This window comes from Natrinema amylolyticum, from assembly GCF_020515625.1.
GTDB lineage: Archaea > Halobacteriota > Halobacteria > Halobacteriales > Natrialbaceae > Natrinema > Natrinema amylolyticum.
Genome location: NZ_JAIWPJ010000002.1, coordinates 22,221 through 38,786 on the forward strand (window position 1 = coordinate 22,221; position 16,566 = coordinate 38,786).

General features: G+C 64.6%; 17 protein-coding genes and 3 tRNA genes. 9 read left to right on the top strand and 11 right to left on the bottom strand.

Translation table 11 applies throughout. The features are described from left to right. The first annotated feature begins 197 nt into the window (after nucleotides 1-197). Together LDH66_RS10260 and LDH66_RS10265 are read left to right on the top strand one after the other, a co-directional pair. Nucleotides 198-1,130, top strand: coding sequence for a replication factor A (locus LDH66_RS10260; RefSeq protein WP_226480988.1), 933 nt, complete (start codon nucleotides 198-200; stop codon nucleotides 1,128-1,130). 1 nt (nucleotide 1,131) lies between these two features. After that, entirely contained in the window at nucleotides 1,132-1,776 is a 645-nt protein-coding gene (locus tag LDH66_RS10265) for an RPA family protein (protein ID WP_226480989.1), read from the top strand. Between the two features lie 83 nt (nucleotides 1,777-1,859). On the opposite strand, the gene LDH66_RS10270 is transcribed toward LDH66_RS10265, so the two are convergent. Then, nucleotides 1,860-2,537 (bottom strand): alpha/beta hydrolase, encoded by a 678-nt coding sequence (locus tag LDH66_RS10270; protein ID WP_226480990.1) that lies wholly within the window; start codon nucleotides 2,535-2,537, stop codon nucleotides 1,860-1,862. Continuing rightward, nucleotides 2,534-3,514, bottom strand: coding sequence for a VOC family protein (locus LDH66_RS10275; protein WP_226480991.1), 981 nt, complete (start codon nucleotides 3,512-3,514; stop codon nucleotides 2,534-2,536). The genes LDH66_RS10270 and LDH66_RS10275 overlap by 4 nt, the downstream gene beginning before the upstream one ends. Nucleotides 3,515-3,671: 157 nt before the next feature. Here LDH66_RS10275 and LDH66_RS10280 point away from each other — a divergent pair, with 157 nt between their 5' ends. Further along, a complete protein-coding gene (locus LDH66_RS10280; protein ID WP_226480992.1) occupies nucleotides 3,672-4,094 on the top strand; it encodes a DUF8146 domain-containing protein in 423 nt (140 codons plus the stop codon). 583 nt (nucleotides 4,095-4,677) lie between these two features. On the opposite strand, the gene LDH66_RS10285 is transcribed toward LDH66_RS10280, so the two are convergent. Then, nucleotides 4,678-5,133, bottom strand: coding sequence for a DUF5814 domain-containing protein (locus LDH66_RS10285; protein ID WP_226480993.1), 456 nt, complete (start codon nucleotides 5,131-5,133; stop codon nucleotides 4,678-4,680). 179 nt (nucleotides 5,134-5,312) lie between these two features. Here LDH66_RS10285 and LDH66_RS10290 point away from each other — a divergent pair. Further along, nucleotides 5,313-5,384, top strand: a tRNA-His gene (locus tag LDH66_RS10290). Between the two features lie 270 nt (nucleotides 5,385-5,654). On the opposite strand, the gene LDH66_RS10295 is transcribed toward LDH66_RS10290, so the two are convergent. Next, the gene (locus tag LDH66_RS10295; protein ID WP_226480994.1) at nucleotides 5,655-6,389 is read right to left on the bottom strand and encodes an MBL fold metallo-hydrolase; all 735 of its coding nucleotides are present in this window, start codon (nucleotides 6,387-6,389) and stop codon (nucleotides 5,655-5,657) included. A gap of 280 nt (nucleotides 6,390-6,669) precedes the next feature. On the opposite strand from LDH66_RS10295, the gene LDH66_RS10300 reads away from it, so the two are divergent. After that, entirely contained in the window at nucleotides 6,670-7,023 is a 354-nt protein-coding gene (locus LDH66_RS10300; RefSeq protein WP_226480995.1) for a hypothetical protein, read from the top strand. A gap of 36 nt (nucleotides 7,024-7,059) precedes the next feature. On the opposite strand, the gene LDH66_RS10305 is transcribed toward LDH66_RS10300, so the two are convergent. After that, nucleotides 7,060-7,908 (bottom strand): alpha/beta fold hydrolase, encoded by an 849-nt coding sequence (locus LDH66_RS10305; RefSeq protein WP_226480996.1) that lies wholly within the window; start codon nucleotides 7,906-7,908, stop codon nucleotides 7,060-7,062. Nucleotides 7,909-8,020: 112 nt separating this feature from the next. Here LDH66_RS10305 and LDH66_RS10310 point away from each other — a divergent pair, with 112 nt between their 5' ends. Then, nucleotides 8,021-8,188: a hypothetical protein gene (locus tag LDH66_RS10310; protein WP_226480997.1), complete on the top strand. Its 168-nt coding sequence runs from the start codon at nucleotides 8,021-8,023 to the stop codon at nucleotides 8,186-8,188. 97 nt (nucleotides 8,189-8,285) lie between these two features. Beyond that, nucleotides 8,286-9,569, top strand: a complete 1,284-nt coding sequence (locus LDH66_RS10315) for a DUF2238 domain-containing protein (RefSeq protein WP_226480998.1) — start codon at nucleotides 8,286-8,288, stop codon at nucleotides 9,567-9,569. Nucleotides 9,570-9,606: 37 nt separating this feature from the next. Here LDH66_RS10315 and LDH66_RS10320 read toward each other — a convergent pair whose 3' ends face one another. From LDH66_RS10320 to LDH66_RS10340, 5 genes are all read right to left on the bottom strand, one after another. After that, nucleotides 9,607-10,470 carry an aldo/keto reductase gene (locus tag LDH66_RS10320; protein ID WP_226480999.1) on the bottom strand — a complete coding sequence of 288 codons (864 nt, stop codon included), beginning with the start codon at nucleotides 10,468-10,470 and terminating at the stop codon, nucleotides 9,607-9,609. Nucleotides 10,471-10,568: 98 nt separating this feature from the next. Further along, nucleotides 10,569-10,796, bottom strand: a complete 228-nt coding sequence (locus LDH66_RS10325) for a hypothetical protein (RefSeq protein WP_226481000.1) — start codon at nucleotides 10,794-10,796, stop codon at nucleotides 10,569-10,571. A gap of 90 nt (nucleotides 10,797-10,886) precedes the next feature. Beyond that, the gene (locus tag LDH66_RS10330; RefSeq protein WP_226481001.1) at nucleotides 10,887-12,230 is read right to left on the bottom strand and encodes a TIGR00341 family protein; all 1,344 of its coding nucleotides are present in this window, start codon (nucleotides 12,228-12,230) and stop codon (nucleotides 10,887-10,889) included. 303 nt (nucleotides 12,231-12,533) lie between these two features. Continuing rightward, nucleotides 12,534-14,060 carry a PQQ-binding-like beta-propeller repeat protein gene (locus LDH66_RS10335; RefSeq protein ID WP_226481002.1) on the bottom strand — a complete coding sequence of 509 codons (1,527 nt, stop codon included), beginning with the start codon at nucleotides 14,058-14,060 and terminating at the stop codon, nucleotides 12,534-12,536. A gap of 406 nt (nucleotides 14,061-14,466) precedes the next feature. Beyond that, a tRNA-Phe gene (locus LDH66_RS10340) sits at nucleotides 14,467-14,540 on the bottom strand. Nucleotides 14,541-14,761: 221 nt separating this feature from the next. On the opposite strand from LDH66_RS10340, the gene LDH66_RS10345 reads away from it, so the two are divergent. After that, nucleotides 14,762-15,208 carry a DUF7344 domain-containing protein gene (locus LDH66_RS10345; RefSeq protein ID WP_226481003.1) on the top strand — a complete coding sequence of 149 codons (447 nt, stop codon included), beginning with the start codon at nucleotides 14,762-14,764 and terminating at the stop codon, nucleotides 15,206-15,208. Nucleotides 15,209-15,788: 580 nt separating this feature from the next. Here the strand turns inward: LDH66_RS10345 and LDH66_RS10350 are convergent. Continuing rightward, nucleotides 15,789-15,862 (bottom strand) — tRNA-Val (locus tag LDH66_RS10350). Between the two features lie 62 nt (nucleotides 15,863-15,924). Here LDH66_RS10350 and LDH66_RS10355 point away from each other — a divergent pair. Then, complete coding sequence (locus LDH66_RS10355; protein WP_226481004.1) at nucleotides 15,925-16,548, top strand: DUF192 domain-containing protein; 624 nt, start codon at nucleotides 15,925-15,927, stop codon at nucleotides 16,546-16,548. Nucleotides 16,549-16,566: the final 18 nt, after the last annotated feature.

Genomic DNA, 16,566 nt, shown 5'->3' on the forward strand with positions numbered 1-16,566 from the left:
CTTGGCCTGTACTGAGCGACTCGTCGATTCGAAGAGAGGGATTCACACCTGATCACCAGACCGAAGGTAACCCATCGACGCCCTCTGGCAGTTTCTTTCGCCGACGTTCACTTCCGCTCCGGTGGCGGTACTTTAAATACTATCGGGCGCGAACGGACGTATGCCTCCCAGTGAAACCAAAGAGGAGGCGAGACACAATGAGCGACGTACGACAACACGCGGACGATATACACGAGCAGTTTTCGGACCACCTCGACGACGTGAGCGTCGAGGACGTCGAAGAGCGCCTGATCACGCTCGTCGACGAGTACAAAGTTCCGATGGACGAGGCGCGGCGAAGCGTCACCAACCACTACCTCGAGGAGGCCGGCTTAGACCGCGAGGACATCTCGAGCGGCGACAGCGAGAAGGCCAACGTCGAGGACGTCGACGAACCCGAGGAGTGGATCGATCTCACCGCGAAGGTCATCGAACTCTGGGATCCCCGCAGCGACTCGGTCGCACAGGTCGGCCTGCTGGGCGATCCGACGGGGACGATCAAGTTCACCAAGTGGGCCAAATCCGATCTGCCCGCGCTCGAGGAAGGGGGCGTCTACGAGCTACGTAACGTCGTCACCGACGAGTACCAGGGCCGGTACTCGGTCAAACTCAACTCGACGACGGTGATCGAGGAACTCGACGAGGAGCTCGAAGTCGGCAACGACACCAGCGAGGTCGAGGGCGCACTGGTCGACATGCAGAGCGGCAGCGGGCTGATCAAGCGCTGCCCGGAGGAGGGCTGTACCCGCGTCCTCCAGAACGGCCGCTGTAACGAACACGGCGAGGGCGAAGGCGAGTTCGACCTCCGCATCAAGGCCGTCGTCGACGACGGCATCGACGCCCACGAGGTCATCTTCGACAAGGACGCGACCGAGGACCTGACGGGTCTGAGCTTAGAAGAGGCGAAGGACATGGCGATGGACGCGCTCGACACGACCGTCGTCGCCGACGAGATCAGGGACGACATCGTCGGCACCTACTACCGCATCGAGGGGCCCACCTTCGGCCGCTACGTCCTGGCCGACGACGTCGAGGAACTCGACGGGCCGGTGGATGCAGAGGAACTGCTGATCAAAGCGAGGTCGATGTAACATGAGCCAGTCCGAACTCACTCGCGAAGTCGCCCGCCGCGTCTTCGCATCCGAATTCAACGATTCGACGTACACCTTCAAAGAGAGCGACGACGAGCGCGCGCCCAACTACGCGCTGCTCCCGACGGGCGACCGCGCCAACCGCGTGTTCGTCGTCGGCACCCTCACCGAAACCGAGGACGTCGGCGACGACAGCGAGTACTGGCGCGGCCGCGTCGTCGACCCGACGGGGACGTTCTTCGTCTACGCCGGCCAGTACCAGCCCGAGGCCGCATCGGTGCTCCGAGACACGGAGCCGCCGGAATACGTCTCCATCGTCGGCAAACCGCGCACCTACGAGACCGACGACGGGACCGTCAACGTCTCCCTGCGACCGGAGTCCATCGCGGTCGTCGACGACGACACCCGCGACCGCTGGGTCGTCGAAACCGCCGACCTCACCCTCGACCGCATCGAGGCGTTCGAGGAGTGGGAAGCCGAACAGGAAGCGCCCGAAAGCGGCTCGACGGCACCGACCAACGAGTACGCCGAGATGGCCCGCGAGCGCTACGACTCGCCGGTCGTCAACTACCGCAACGACGTGATCCAGGCGCTCGAGAGCCTCGAGAACGTCGACGACGCGGACGACGCGGAAGCGACGGCCTGACCGCGCGACACGAGCGGGTCTCGTTCTTTCTTTCTTCGTCGGCAAGAGAGCGACCGCCATCTCAACCAAACGATCGACTGCGCTCAGGAGTTCAGTATCGCCTCGAGCATCGCGCCGATCGCGTCGAACTCGTCGTCGGTGACCTCGTGGCCCGTCTCCGGATAGCGTCGTTCGTCGACCTCGGCATCTGCTCGCTCGAACGCCCTGAGCGTCTCCGCGACGCGCTCGGGATCGACGGACGTGTCATCCTCGCCGTAGCCGACGAGCACCGGCGTTCCCTCGAGCGAGCCCGCTATCGCGGTCGAACTGAGTTCGCCGGCCGAACCGGGGAGCAGCCCCGAGAGGACGGCGAGGCCGCCGTAGCGGGTCGGGTTGCGGCGGACGAACTCCGCGGCGACGCAGGCGCCCTGCGAGAAGCCGGCGACGACGGTCCGCTCGGGCGGGACGTCGATCGATCGTGCTTCCGCGAGCGCAGCTGCGACGCAGTCGACGCTCGAGGTGAGCCACGGTTCGTTGTCGGCTCGCGGTGCGGTCGACGGCGTCGGGTACCAGCGGCTCCGCTCTGCCTGGGGCGCGAGAACGGCGACGCCGTGGCGGGCGGCCGGCTCCATGAGATTGATGACGCCCTGAGCCGTCGCGCCGCGGCCGTGACAGAGTACGAGGGCCGCGTCCGCGGCCAGCGCCGGCGCACCGGCGGTGAGCAGCGGCTGGCCGGCGTGGGGGCCGGAAACGGCATCCATCGAGCGGCTCGAGTCCGTCATCGGTCTGCGGTCTCCGTGCGGCCTTCGCCGTCCGATCCCGCCGTCGGCACCGTCAGCGCCGGCAGTTGGCTCTCGATCAGGTCGCGGTCGTCCTCGAACCAGTCGGGCAGGTACAGCGACTCGCCGGGCTCCGTTCCGTCCTCGCTCGCCGCGACGCCGTCGGTCTCTGTCGCCAGTTCGAAGAGGATGCCGCCCGGCTCACGGACGTACAGCGAGTGGAAGACGTGGCGATCCTTGACGCGCGAGACGTCGTAGCCGCGGTCGTCGAAGAGTTCCCGCCACTCGTGGAGGTCGTCTTCGTCCTCTACGCGGACAGCGACGTGGTGGAGCGTCCCCCGTCCTTCGCGGCCGAAGGGCGCGTCGCGATCGAGCACGTCCACGACGGTCGCTCGCGATCCGGACGCGCGATACCGGATCCGGTCGCCGTCTTCGGCGTCGTGTTCGAAGCCCAGCGTTTCGAGCGTGCCCGCGGTCGCGTAGGGGTTGACCGACAGCGTCGCGACGCCGTGGAGTCCGCGGATCGCGTGCGGGGACGGAATCGGGCCCGCGGTCCAGGGCTCGATATCGGTCGGGAGCGACGGACCCGCGACGAGTTCGACCCGCGTGCCCGCGGGGTCCTCGAACCGCAGCACTCGGTCGTCGAACCGCTCGAGCGGCCCCTCGACCGCGATTTCGTGCTTCGCGAGTCGGGTCTCCCAGTACTCGAGGGAGTCGGCCGGAATCAGGAACGAGACCGACTCGATCTGGGGTTTTCCGGGCCGCCCGGAATCGCCGTGCGGGTCCGGAAAGTGAGTCAGGACCGTTCCCGGCGTCCCCGTCGCGTCGCCGAAGTAGAGGTGGTGTTGGAGGATGTCCTCGAAGTTGACCGTCTGCGTGACGAGTCGAACGCCGAGCACGCCGACGTAGAAGTCGACCGCGTCCTGGGCGTCCCCGACGATCCCCGTCACGTGGTGGAGTCCCGGCGTATCGGATAGCATGGGGCGAAATTGGGCCTCGAGACGAATAGCCTGCCGGGTCGCCGTCGGTCTCCCGGTTCGGTCGTCCCGTCGAGCGCTCGAGCGACCGGGTATCGCGCCGATCGTACACCCCGTCTGACAAATGGTTAAGTGTCGTGAACGACGACTAGGGGTATCGATGGGGAACAAGAACAAGACCATCTCGTTTCGGGTCAACGAGGACGCGTTCGAGGCGCTCCAGGCGATCGCCGAGGAGCGCGACATCTCGCTGTCCGCCGTCTTCCGGGATTACGTCGACCAGCTCGTCGACCACGACGGCCGGGTCGAGGTCGTCCCCGAGGACGATCTCGAGGCCCGCACCGGCGGAGAGGGGGACGGCGAGGACATCTCGTTCCCGCCGACCGTCGAAGTGCCGAAACGCTTCATCCGCGAACACGAACGCCTCGAACTCGAGGCCGAACACCTCCGGGAACAACTCGACGAGTACAAGGGGTACGTCAACGATCTACAGGACCGGCTCGAGGACGAGGAAGACGAGGTGCTGCTGCTCGACGAGTTGGACGGCGTCGAAGACGAGGACGAATCGTACCAACTACGATAGCGAACGGCGGCGGTCGAACCGTCCGTCGCCGCGCTTGCAGAGCACGCTGTAGCCCACCGACAGTCGGTGGACGCACGTGAGAGGCGAGCCTTCCGCCAGTCCGTCCCATCCGACGGCCGACCCTCCTCACCTATTCGAGATACCCCAACCGTTCGAGGTTTTCGCGGGTCGATTCGTCGAGTTCGTCGAGCGCCAACGCGTCGCGTCCGGCTTCCTGCTGTTCTTGTATCACTCGTAACAGCTGCCGTGCTGTTCGTAGTTTGAAACGAATGTCCGAGTCAGCGACTTCCTCTTGAACGCTCGCTAACATCGTATCGACCGCCTCCACAGGCGTCTGAGACATCGATTTCGCGTAGTCTGCGTTCGTTCATATACCCAGTGACGACTCCGAACTATCAGGAATAATATTTCTGTTATTAGTCGATCCGTGGCACCGATGTGCGCCTGCTAACCGGTAGCGGCGAAATTCGGGTGACCGCTTCGAGGAGAGTCGACGTTCGTCAGGGAGCGTCGATACCAGTTTATCCGCCGGGTATCGACTCGGCCGGGAACGGAATCGATACCGGAGTTCGACGGCCCGAGTCTATCGCTCGAGTTCCCGTTTTGCCTGCCGGATCTGGTCGTACTTCTCGTCCGCACCTTCGACGCGAGCGAGTCCCTCTGCGGCCTCGAGCGTGCGGACGCCGTTGTCGAGGAAGGAGAGCACGTCGCCGGGGTAGGCGTAGACCATGTAGTCGTCGGTCATCACGTCGACGATCGCGTCCGGGCCCAGCCCCTGCGCGCGCAACTCGAGCAGGTACTGGATGAACTTCCGCTCCGGGCAGCCACAGTAGGGGTTGTTGTCGCAGCCGCAGTCGAGGAAGTCCTGCGTGAAATCGAGTACCCGGTCGCGAGTCGCGTCGTCTAACTTCTCGAGGCCGTCGCCCTGGAAGAGCATGTCGAGCGTCGCACCCTTGAACGCTCCCTTGGGGATATTCGTCTCGAGCTGGGAGCTGAGCTGCCGGTGGTTCTTGATATAGATCTTGTCGGTGATGGCCACGCTTGTGGGCTCTACCCGCCGTACGCCGAAAAACGTCTCGGTCGCGAGCGGACTCGCGTGCCTCGAGCTACCGTAGTGCACTCACGACGACCGAAATCGAACGGTACGGAGTCCCACACCGCGTCGCAGAGTCGTAACGTATTTTAGTCCAACCGGCTGTAGGATAACGTGTAAGCGCGTCCGGGTTGGGGTAGTGGTTATCCTTCAGCCTTGTGGAGGCTGAGACGCGGGTTCGATTCTCGCACCCGGACTTTTTCACGACGAACGAAGTGAGGAGTAGAAAAGCCGGAAGGCGAGAATCGAATCAGGGAGTGGAGCGACCGAAGTGAGCGGGACGACTGTGGTTCGATTCTCGCGCCCGGACTCTCTATGGCGAACAAATCCGTGAGCCACACCACTCCTCAGAGAATCGAAGTAGACGAGTCGCGCACAGCGAAGCGAGCACGACTCGACGTGGTTCGATTCTCGCACTCGGACTCCCTGTCGCAGTATCGCGAATAGAGTGAGTTGCGGCTCTCGCGTTACAGCGTGATCGCTTCCCCATCGTCGGGGACGAGGACGTTCTCCGTCTCCGAGCGCAGTTCGTCGCGTGTGAGCAGGCAGTGATTGATCGCTTCCATGTGAACGACGACGACCGTTGCATCAGTGGCCTCGCGGACGGTGGAGACGTCCGCGACGCCCATCGTGATCGGCTCGCCGTGATTGAACTGTGCTTCACCGCCGTTGAGGACGACCGTATCGGGTTCGAACCGCTCGAGCGTCTGTTCGACCTGATCGTACCAGACCGTGTCGCCGGCGATGTACAGCGTCTCGTCGGCCTCGAGAACGAACCCCGAGACGGGTCCCATCTTCTCGGCTAACTCGCCGTGCCCGTGACGACCGGGGGTCCGGGAGATCGTGACGCCGCCGAACGATACCGAATCGTCGACGGGCCGCACGTCGGTGAAGCCCTCGTCCGCGAACGCATCCGCCTCGGCGGGCTGACAGAACAATGGGACGTCCGCGTCGAGTTCCGCTTTCGCCGTGTCGTCGAAGTGGTCAGTATGTCGGTGGGTAACGATCACGGCATCGTACGACAGTTCGACGTCGGGCATCGGTACGAGCGGATTCCGGCGATCGTTCGGCGTGTTCTGTATCGACGGGTTCTCTCCGGGAGACGCAAACATCGGATCGACGAGAAACGACGTCTCTCCGATGGTCACGAGGAGCGTGGCGTTGCGGACGAGAGATATGCTGCTATCGGGGCTCGTTGACATACGACGTCTCCTTGAGCGAGCGTCGGGTTGTGATTTACGGTGAGTTGGCTGAGGGACACTTGGTATGAACTCGACGACGTCAGGTTGCGTCAAACGTTCGATCGAGATCGAACCGGGAGTGGGGCGAACGCAGTGAGCGGAACGATCGCGGTTCGATTCTCGCACCCGAACGGTCCGTCTCGAGTGGATTTCGGCCGGTCACGTACCGAGACGTACTCGAGGGGAAACTACTGACTCTCGAAACGCAACTTTTTGTCGCGCCGGTCCAACAGTAGCTGGCATGACCGATGGACTGGAGCCGACGGAGGAGACTGACGGCTCCATCGTCGTCCGTCTCCTGGACGACGAGACGGGGAGAGAGAAAGTCCGCTGTGCATCGTACGAGGACGCGATCAGCGTCGTCAAAGCGAACCACAACTCTGTCACGGTCGCGAAGATCGTGGATCGAGACGGCGACGTCGTGTTCACCTCCGCCGAGATGGACATCGACGACTGGGAGACGGAGTGGGAGCGCGCGAAGCGCCGCCAGTCCGTCGATGTCGAGGAATACGAGTGTCCGTACGACAATATCGCCTGTTTCGCCGACGATCTCTGCATAGACTGCCAGATAGACAGAGTCAAAGAGCAGTACTGACCGCGAGAGTCGCCGCTATTTTGCGTCCCCGTCGATTCACGTCGTGTCCTCGAGGAACTCCGTCAGTCGCTCGACGAAGTATGCCGGCCGTTCCTCAGGGATCCAGTGGCCGGCGCGGTCGACGACCTCGCCCTCGACGTCGGTCGCGACCGCTTCCATGTCCCTGATCGGGAGGTCCCGGAAGGACGCCGCGCCGCCGAGGGCGAGGACGGGTACCTCGAGCGGATCCTCGGCGTGGTCCCGGTTGTGCTCGGCGTCGGTCTCGTAGGCGCGGTAGTACTCGAAGCCGCCCCGCAGTCCGCCGGCCTGCGAGTAACAGCGGACGTACTCCTCGCGGGCGTCGTCGTCGATCGCCGAGGGATCGTACGCGCCCTCGCCGTAGAACCAGTCGAGATAGAGCCGCTCTCGGCCGGCGACCAGCCGCTCCGGGAGGTCGCGAACGCTGTGAAAGCGCGTGTGCCAGAGCTTGCGTTTCTCGTCCTCGTTGATCCCCGGTAGCCCGGCCTCGAGCACGCAGAGCGCGCGCACGTCGTCGCGGTACTGGGCGGCGTAGGCGTAGGCCGTCGGCATCCCCCAGTCGTGGCCGACGAGCGCGATCGGGTCGTCGCCGTGGCCGAGGTGGGTGAGGAGTTCCCGGACGTCGGTCGCGACGGTGTCCTTGTCGTACCCCGAAACGGGCGTTTCGGAATCGCCCAGTCCGCGGAGATCGGGTGCGATGACGGTGTATTCGTCGGCCAACGCCGGAATGACGTCCCGCCACTCGTACCACGTCTGTGGCCAGCCGTGGAGCAACACCAGCGGCGGTCCGTCGCCGGCGGTCACGTAGTGGAGTTTCGTTCCGTTGACGCGGGCCCGTCCGTGCTCGAGGTCGTCACATGAGACCATAGGACAACGTTACGAGACTGAAATATCAGTCTTCGGTCGGTACGGAACGGACGACCCGCGGCGGTCGACGCCGTCCACAGATCAAAGCGCGTGCAGACCGTCCCATCGATCGATGACCGAGACGGACGACAGCTTCGACTGTGATTCCTGCGGAGAGACCGTCCCGTTCGACGAGGCCCGCCGGACGAAGACGGTGGGCGGATTGGACCCGACGAAGTGGCAGACGCTCTGCTGTCCGTCCTGCGGATCGCGACTGAAGACGGTCTTCGTCGGCGAGTGACGGCACGGGCGGTGAGGAGTCCGCTCGAGCGCGCAGCCGACCGCTCGATGGCTCTCTCATGCTCTCGCGTTTAGGGGCGTCGTCCCGTAGGGGACGTATGGCGGACGCTCGACTCGGTGAGCTGTTCGACGAGACGCAGCGAAACGCGGCGCTCGCCTGGGTGATCACGATCGCGCTCGTCGCCCTCGCGATCAAGTACGGACTCGAGGACTCGTACCGCTGGTTCGCGTTCACCGGGTTCGCGGTCGCGATCGTCCTGCTGCCGGCCGCCGCGTTTCGCGATCCTCTCGTGATGCCGCCCTGGGAGCTGCTGGTCCTGGTCTTGCTCCCCGTCGTCGATGCGACGGTGCTCGGTGAGTCGTTCCTGACGTCGATCACTGTCTACGTCGCCGTCGCCGCCGTCGCGCTCGTCGCGTGCGTCGAGATCGACCGGTTCACGGCCGTCCGAATGAACCACGCGTTCGCGGTCACGCTCGTCGTGCTCACGACCCTCGCCGTCGCCGGGACGTGGAACGTCGCCCAGTGGCTTGCCGATGTGGCCTTTGGAACCGACTACATTCTGGACGGTCGTTCACAGGACGCGGCCAACCGTGCGCTGATGATCGACTTCGGGTACGCGGCGGTCGCCGGCCTGCTCGCGGGCGTCGTCTTCGGCCGCTACTTCCGGTCGTACGGCGCGGACGATGTCGAGACGCGACGCATGCCGACGCCGCGGGAGACCTCGCCCGACGAGGAACCGGATCCCGTCCCGTCCCTGCTCCGCGACCGGCTCGACGCCCCCGACGAGATCGTCAGGCGACTCTCCCGCCTCATGCAGGCGGCCCTCGCCGTCCTCCTGCTGTACGGAATCGTTACCCGAGACCTGACGACAGTTTCGAACGCCGCGATCGCGCTCGCGATCACCTTCCTCCCCGCTCTCCTCGAGCGAGACGCCAAACTGCCGCTCGAGCCGGGACTCGTGTTCTGGCTCACGGCGGCCGTGTTCCTCCACGTCCTCGGCTCGGCGGGCCTCTACGCACTGATCGGGCCGTGGGACAGCCTGACGCACACGGTCTCGGCGTCGATCGTCGCCGCGGCGGGCTACGCGGTCGTCCGGGCGATCGATCTCCACACCGACGAGATCTACGTCCCGCCCGCGATGCTGTTCGCGTTCATCCTCGTGTTCGTGCTGGCCTTCGGCGTCGTCTGGGAACTCATGGAGTTCGCGATCGACTGGAGCGCCCAACGGCTCGGACTCGACGCGGTCCTCGCCCAGCACGGCCTGAACGATACGATCGTCGACCTCGTCTACGACGTCGTCGGGGCCGTCGTCGCCGCGATCTGGGGCTCGTTCTATCTCACCGATCTCTCCCGGCGCATCGCCGGCCGAATCGAGGGATGACGGGGTGCTCGAGCGGAAAAGCAGCGAAAGCGCGGGCCTAGTCGGCGGCCTCGGTCAGTCGCTGGACCTCGTCGTCGGACAGCGAGAGCTGCGAGGCCGCGACGTTCGACTCGAGGTGGTCGGGGTCGGACGTGCCGGGGATGGGAAGCATGACGTCGGACCGCTCGAGGAGCCAGGCCAGTCCGACCTGTCGTCGCGTCGCATCGTGATTCTCGCCGATCTCGTCGAGGAGGTCGCCGTGTTCGGCCAGATCATCGCCGTCGATCGGGGCCCACGGGATGAAGCCGATATCGTTCTCCGTACAAATCTCGAGTACCTCTCTGCTCCCGCGGTCGTTCAGGTTGTACCGGTTCTGAACGGTCGCGATCTCGACCTGTTCGCGGGCCTGGTCGAGGAGTTCGGGGGAGACATTACTGACGCCGACCTCGTCGACGACGCCCTCGTCCTGGAGTTCCGCGAAGGCCGCGATGGAATCCTCGAAGGGGGTATCCTCGTCGTCGGGTCGGTGGAACTGGTAGAGGTCGATGGTGTCCGTCTGGAGCCGGTCGAGCGAGGTCAGGACCTGATTGCGAATGTAGTCCGGATCGCCGTGGGGGATCCAGTCGCCGTCGCGATTGCGCAGCAGGCCGGCCTTGGTCGCGACGAGTACGTCGTCGGGATCGCCGATCGCCTCGCCGATGAGTCGCTCGCTCACTGCGGGGCCGTAGGAGTCGGCCGTGTCGATGAGGTCGATGCCGCAGTCGACCGCGTGCTGGACGACCTCGCGTGCGGTCTCTTCGTCCTCGGGCTCGCCGATGATGTCCTCACCGGTGATCCGCATCGCACCGAAACCCAGCCGGTGGACGGTCGAATCGCCGATCTCGAACGTGTCGCTCTCGTTTGTGATCGAGTTGCTGCTCACGGGCGTACTGACAGTCTCGCGCCTCTTGAGAAGTGGGCTTCCCCGAACGGAATGCCGGTTATCGAGCGGAGCCGGTCACCTCGCGTCTCGAGGCGCGGTTATCGAGTGACGAGCCAGAGGAGGAGTCCGATGAACCCGATAGCGGCACCGACGACGAAGTACGTCATTTGGTGTTCCGAGAACACTTGGAGGTAGTACATCGCGAAACCGATCCCCGCGTACAGGCCGATACCGACGAAGAGGATCGACAGGTTCAGCACTCGCGCCACTCTGCTCGACTCCACCGTCGCCGTCTCCGTCCCCGCTGATTCTGATACGTTGGACATATGGATATATATCCCGACCAGACTGTATTAATTCCTTTCCTGTTCTGGAACGGTCGTTTCGGCTCGAGCGGCAGCGCTCTCACGCCTCGATCAGTGGAAAACGGATCCTCGCGGGTCGAGATTATCCGACGGTAATTGGACGGGAACCGCCGACTGACGCTGCCGTGCCGTCGAGATATCGCCGTCTTCGCGAATTACGACCACGTCGACGTCGCGCCGCGTTTCGGCGCGAATGCGGTCTCGAAGGTCCACTGCCGTTCCCCCTGCTCCACCGACGGTACGGACCGTCACCGTCGTCGGCTGACGGAGGAAGAGGTCGGTTCGATAGGCGACTTCGACCGAGAGGACGCGGGCGTCGGTATCGGCCGCGATATCGGAGACTGTCCGTTCGAACTCGGCGTTGTTCGAGAGATTGACCGTCGTCACTGCGAGCGTCGAGGACAGCACGAGCACGGCGACGACGAGCAGTGCCGCTCGGCGGATGACGGCGCGCCGGGCGGTCCGCTCGGCGAACCAGTGCTCCGGCCGGTAGCCTTGCACCCAGAGCGTTCCGAGACTCGCCACGTTGATCGACAGGACGTTGATACAGACGAGAATCCCGGCGCTCACCGCGGCGGTGACGTCCCCGTAGGCGATCCCGAGTCCGACCGTCGCGGCCGGCGGAATGAGGGCGACCGCGATCGCGACGCCGACGAGTGCGACGCTCGTCGTCGACGTCAACGAGATCGCCCCGGCCACACCGGCCCCGAGCGCGACGACCAGCGCGAGCGCACCGGGGTTGACTCGCTCGGCCACCTGTTCGATGAGTTGGATCTGGAGTTCCGGATAGACCGTCACGCGGACGAGCCCCGCGAAGATGGCGGCGCTCGCGACTGCGACGACTAATCCGAGAAACTGTGATTTGACGCTGGTTCGGAACAGCTCGTCGTCGTCGAGAGTGCTGCCGACGCTGGCCGCGATGGCCGGCCCGATGAGGGGCGCGATCACCATCGACCCGACGACCACCGCCGCGCTGTTCATCAACAGCCCCGCCGTCGCGATGACGGTACTCACGACCGTGAACAGGACGTAGTTGGGAGTCGCCGGCGCGACTTCGGCGGCTCGAGCCCGGAGTTCCTCCCGCGCGATCCGCCCGCCGGTCTCGTCGTCGTCCGCCGCCGGTGTCGATTGCTCGCTCTGCCGTCGCTCGAACTCGTCGGAGAGAACCGCCTCGAGCTTGCTGATCGTCACGTACCCCTCCCGTTGGACGCCGAGCTCCCGGAGTTCGTCGACGATCGATTCGACGTCCTCGGGACCCGTCGGAACGAACACGAGCGCGCTATAGTCCCGACGCGACGTCTCCTCGGTGAGAAAATACTCGACGTCCGCCGTCTCGAGCATCGTTTCGACGGCGTCTCGCTTGCCGATGGGGACGGCGATCTGTAAGAGACGCATCTCTCGTACCCGTCCCAGGGACGTCACTAAACTGTTGACAACCCGCGACGATGGAACCGCGGCTCGCGGACGGCGCGGCCCTCGTTGTCAGAGGTCCCGACCGGTCGCTTCTTCCGCTGTCTCTTCGACGCCCTCTGCCACCGCCTCCTCGGCTCCGCCGGAGATGTACCCCTCGACCATCTCCGTGACTATCTCGAGCACGTTCACGGCTGTCGATTATTCTACGGTAATAATAAGTTATCGTATCGCAACTCTCTGACGATTATATCGGACCGGTGATTCGGCGAGAGACCGTCGCAGCGATCAGTCTCCGCCGCTCAGTGCGCGCAACGGTCCGTTGGGTTCATTGAAATAGGCGACGCCGTCCGCCACCGAGAGCGATCCCGGAACGCCCGACGGAACGCTCATCGCCCATAGTGTCTCGCCCGTCTCCGTGTCGAACCCGTAGAGAGTTCCCTGTTCGCTGGTGACGACCAACACTCCGTCCGAGACCGACAGTGGCCCGAGTACGCCGTCGGTCGCTCCGGACACCCACTCGGCGTTGCCGTTCGCGGCGTCGATAGAGACCGTTCGATAATCGTTGGCGCGCTGTGCGTACACCGATCCGTTCCCGACGGCGATCCGCTCCCCGTGGAAGGGGCCCGGCGCGAACCAGCGCGTGCGTCCTTCGGCCAGGTCGAGCGCGACCAGTTGAGAGGGGGTGAGTGCGAAGACGGTATCGTGAGCGATCGCCGCGGCAGCGACTGGTTCGCCGCCGGAGACGCTCCACCGGACGGTCCCCGTCTCGGCGTCGATCGCGCGGAGCGGGTCGCCGCCGGCCACGACGACGCCGTCGGAGACTGGGGGCGGCCCCGCCAGCGGTCCCCCGACGTCAGCCGTCCAGCGAACCTCGCCCGCGGCCGCGTCGATCGCGTGTAGCTGCCCGTTCGTCGCGTACACTTGACCGTCCGCGACGGTCGGCCCCCCGTGCCAGATATCGCCGTCGGACGAGACGGTCCACCGAACCTCACCGCTTCCCGCCTCGAGGGCGCGAACGTCCTCCGGCGTCCCGAACGCGACGGCACCGTCGCCGACCGCGAGGGGACTGGTTCGGGGAGGACCCTCGTGGACCCACTGCTCGCCGCCGTCGTCGACGGACAGCGCCCGAACGGACCGGCCGGCGACGACGGTACCGTCCGCGACGACCGGCCCCGAGGCGTCGTAGGCGTACTCGACCGCCGACTCGGTCCAGGCCGCCGTCGGCTCGGAGCGAGGCCCCTCCGTCCCCGGATTGTGGGCCGTCGTGCCCGGATCGTACGCGACACTGGGCCACGCGTTCCCGCCATCGATAGCGGACCGCTCCGACGGCGTCACGAGTCCCGGATACGCCTCGAGGACCTCGTCGTTCTCGAAGGTCCCGTCGAATCGAAACTCGCCGCTCTCCGGGCGGTCGAGACCGTTCTCCCCGAAGAACTGCGGCCGGAACGAGAGGACGACCTCCCGCTCGAGTCCGGCCGCCAACAACACGGGCCGATCGCGGTCGATCGCCCCCTCGGCCTCCGTGTGAGACAATGCGACGACGAGGTCGGCCCGGTGAGCCTCTTCGTCGGTGTTTTCGATCGTTACGGCGACTCTAACTGTCCGTCCACCGCCGTCGTCGATCCGTTCGATCCCGTTCACCTGCAACGGCCCGCTGTATTCGGACGCCGCGGCCGTCTCGGTCTCACCGGGCGTCTCTGACTCCCCGTCGGAGTCGAGCAGCCCCGAACAACCCGCCACTCCCCCCAGCGAGGCGACGGTCCCGGTCGTCAGGAGCCGGCGACGCGTCACCGCTGATCGATCATCACCCATGATCACGACCGAAGTACTCAGAATAAATAAATCTACATAGACGTAACAGATTCGACCGACATTTCGCCGAGGCGCTCGAGTGCCGTGCAGATCCATTTCGAACTCGTTCTGCGATCCAACAAATCAGGGCGCGAGTCGACGCGCAGACGTCACACGGACGTCCTGAGCGGCCGCTTCACTAACCGCTCGAATTTCATCTCAGCGTACTGACTCCCGTCCTCGTCCTCGATCCGGCGGTCACACGCGAAGAACGGGTCGAGACCGCGCTCGGCAAAGGGGACTGCGCCGCGAACTCGAGAGGCGCGGTCTCGGTCGGCTGTATCCGCGCTCACTCCCCTTGCGAATACCAGCGTAGCGACTACCCAGTACGAGGTTCGTGAGTACGGCATGCGAACCGAGAAGGGGATGCCGCCTCCCGGATTTGAACCGGGGACAGCTCGATCTTCAGTCGAGTGCTCTCCCAGTCTGAGCTAAGGCGGCCTACTCCATCCTCCGTCCAGGGTATAAAAAAGGATTTCGAATCGATATCGGTTTTCCATACCGCTTACACGATACTCCGCGATGGTCCGCCGACTCGAGTAAGTGTTGGAAAAACGAGTAACGCGGACAATACGGGGACATCCATACGTGATTACCCGCTGTCTGTTGGAATTTCGGATATTCAAGACACCCTTTTCCGCACTGGGGGGTAATAGCTTGTTATGGCAGCCCTTACCTCGAGTCAGGAGGCGCGAGAACTCGACGCCGACACCATCCTCGAGTTGCTGGCGAACCGCCGCCGGCGGTACCTCCTCTACGCGTTGCGCGGTCAGGAAGACCCCATCGAACTCTCGACGCTGGCGGAGACGGTTGCGGGCTGGGAACACGACGTTCCGCCGGACGAAGTCGCGAAAAACGAATACAAGAGCGTCTACGTCTCGTCGGTCCAGTGCCACGTCCCGAAACTGGACGACGCCGGCGTCGTCGACCACAACGAGGACAACCACACCGTCGTCCTCGCGGACAACTTCGAGCAGCTCGAGCCGTACCTCCAGATCGTCGTCGAGGACGAACCGGAGAATTCGACGCTGCACGCCGCTCTCCAGACGGAATCCGGAGACGGACTCCTCGGCCAGATCCGAGAGAACGTCGCGCGACTCAAACAGTGACCGCTCTCGGTACGCGGACGGTAGTGACTGATTAGTTCGACTCGAGGGTGCGACTGCGCTCGCTCGTCGTCGAACGAGACGACGACTATTCTGCCCCGCTCGAACGATTCTCGAGAGACGCGCTGCAGGAGGTTCGAACGTGAGAGGGCTCGAGCGGGTTCGAACTACGCCGAGACGTGCTCACTTCGTTGCTCGCGTCTCGTCTAGTTCGAACCGCCCTCTCGTCACACACCTGCTGCTCGCGGATTTGCTCGCAGCAGGAGTAATGGGCTCGGGCGGGTTCGAACTACGGGCACAGCTTCGCTGCTCCCTGATTAGAATCCGCCTTCACACATGTCTCTATCTCACTGTCGTCCGCCACGGAAACGGGCTCGAGCGGGTTCGAACCACCTGAACTTCGCTCGCTTTGCTCGCTCGTTCCGTAGTTCGAACCGCCCTCGTATACATTTCTGTGGCTCACTGTCGTTCACCCCAGAAATGGGCTCGGGCGGGTTCGAACCGCGGTCGCAGCAAAGCTGCTCCCTGATTAGAACCCGCCCTCGCATACATGTCTCTGGCTCACTGTTGTTCGCCAGAGAAATGGGCTCGGGCGGGTTCGAACCACCGACCTCGGCCTTGTAAAGGCCGCGTCATAACCAGCTAGACCACGAGCCCGCATCCGAGACGAGTGGGTCCGTCCGAATAACCTTTACTCTCTCGCGCTGCAGGGATCCTGCATGGCACTCGAGTACGTCTGGAAGGGGCTACTCGTGATCGCCGTTCTCTCTGTCGCCGGGGTCGTCCTCGTTCAGGCGGGTCTCGTCTCGGTTCCGTGGGGTCCCGACGAGGGGGCGGTCCGCGTCTTCAATGACGGAGCCGACGGCGACCGCGACCCGAAGACCGCCGTCGACGTGGCAGTTGCAGACGACCCCGCCGAACGCTATACCGGACTGAGCGACCACGACTCGCTCGAGTCGGGTGACGGAATGTTGTTCGTCCACGGCGAGGAACAGGAGTTGACCTACGTGATGCGCGAGATGGACTTCGATATCGACATCATCTTCATCGGTGCGGATCGCGAGATCACGCAGATCCATCACGCCCGCGCGCCCGAACCCGGCGAGGACGGGGAGGAACTCCGATACTCCGGGCGCGGAAAGTGGGTCCTCGAGGTGCCACGCGGCTACGCGAACGAGACCGGCATCGAGGTCGGCGACGAGGTCGAGATCGACCTCGAGTCGAACCGGATGATCGCCACCCGGAGCGACTCCGTGACGCTCGAGCGGGCCGCCGCGATCGCGGAGCGCGAGACGATTGCCCCGGCAGCGGTCGCCGCCGAACGTACGTCGGTTCGTCGATAATCCTTATTGCCGACGGAC

What these genes read in the sequence shown, in the direction of transcription:
- LDH66_RS10260 (WP_226480988.1), top strand. Translation starts at nt 198, where the DNA reads ATGAGCGACGTACGACAACACGCGGACGATATACACGAGCAGTTTTCG.
- LDH66_RS10265 (WP_226480989.1), top strand. Translation starts at nt 1,132, where the DNA reads ATGAGCCAGTCCGAACTCACTCGCGAAGTCGCCCGCCGCGTCTTCGCA.
- LDH66_RS10270 (WP_226480990.1), bottom strand. Translation starts at nt 2,537, where the DNA reads ATGACGGACTCGAGCCGCTCGATGGATGCCGTTTCCGGCCCCCACGCC.
- LDH66_RS10275 (WP_226480991.1), bottom strand. Translation starts at nt 3,514, where the DNA reads ATGCTATCCGATACGCCGGGACTCCACCACGTGACGGGGATCGTCGGG.
- LDH66_RS10280 (WP_226480992.1), top strand. Translation starts at nt 3,672, where the DNA reads ATGGGGAACAAGAACAAGACCATCTCGTTTCGGGTCAACGAGGACGCG.
- LDH66_RS10295 (WP_226480994.1), bottom strand. Translation starts at nt 6,389, where the DNA reads ATGTCAACGAGCCCCGATAGCAGCATATCTCTCGTCCGCAACGCCACG.
- LDH66_RS10300 (WP_226480995.1), top strand. Translation starts at nt 6,670, where the DNA reads ATGACCGATGGACTGGAGCCGACGGAGGAGACTGACGGCTCCATCGTC.
- LDH66_RS10305 (WP_226480996.1), bottom strand. Translation starts at nt 7,908, where the DNA reads ATGGTCTCATGTGACGACCTCGAGCACGGACGGGCCCGCGTCAACGGA.
- LDH66_RS10310 (WP_226480997.1), top strand. Translation starts at nt 8,021, where the DNA reads ATGACCGAGACGGACGACAGCTTCGACTGTGATTCCTGCGGAGAGACC.
- LDH66_RS10315 (WP_226480998.1), top strand. Translation starts at nt 8,286, where the DNA reads ATGGCGGACGCTCGACTCGGTGAGCTGTTCGACGAGACGCAGCGAAAC.
- LDH66_RS10325 (WP_226481000.1), bottom strand. Translation starts at nt 10,796, where the DNA reads ATGTCCAACGTATCAGAATCAGCGGGGACGGAGACGGCGACGGTGGAG.
- LDH66_RS10330 (WP_226481001.1), bottom strand. Translation starts at nt 12,230, where the DNA reads ATGCGTCTCTTACAGATCGCCGTCCCCATCGGCAAGCGAGACGCCGTC.
- LDH66_RS10335 (WP_226481002.1), bottom strand. Translation starts at nt 14,060, where the DNA reads ATGGGTGATGATCGATCAGCGGTGACGCGTCGCCGGCTCCTGACGACC.
- LDH66_RS10345 (WP_226481003.1), top strand. Translation starts at nt 14,762, where the DNA reads ATGGCAGCCCTTACCTCGAGTCAGGAGGCGCGAGAACTCGACGCCGAC.
- LDH66_RS10355 (WP_226481004.1), top strand. Translation starts at nt 15,925, where the DNA reads ATGGCACTCGAGTACGTCTGGAAGGGGCTACTCGTGATCGCCGTTCTC.